Consider the following 399-nt stretch of genomic DNA (forward strand, 5'->3'; position numbering starts at 1 on the left):
CCCGACCGCGACGCCGGCCCTGGGCCGCCCGCGTCGCGGCTATGATGCGGTGCATGCAGGCATACGGGCGCGCCGACTGCGCCACCGCGCGCGCCGGCAACGCAAACTCACGGCGGACAGCGCGCTGTGGCGGGAGGTCGAAGACCGGCTGATGCGGTTCTGGTCGCCACGACAGATCAGCCAAGGCCTGCGCGATCAGTACCCCGACCAACCGGAGTGGCAGGTGTCGCACGAGACCATCTACAACGCGATCTATGCGATGCCCCGCGGCACAATCCGACGCGAGTTGACGTTGCTGTTGAAGCAGCAGCGCGCGGCGCGTCGTTCGCCGCGGCCGGGGCCCGAACGGCGCGGGCGACGCACGGACATGCAGAGTATTCACGATCGCCCGCTTGAGGC

General features: G+C 69.9%; 1 protein-coding gene. It reads left to right on the forward strand.

The annotated features are described in order from the left end of the window. Positions 1-399: transposase (locus AC3A4T_RS24535; protein ID WP_487677760.1), on the forward strand; the 399-nt coding region annotated here is incomplete at both ends.

It is taken from the genome of Lysobacter sp. Soil_N_51, from assembly GCF_057655755.1.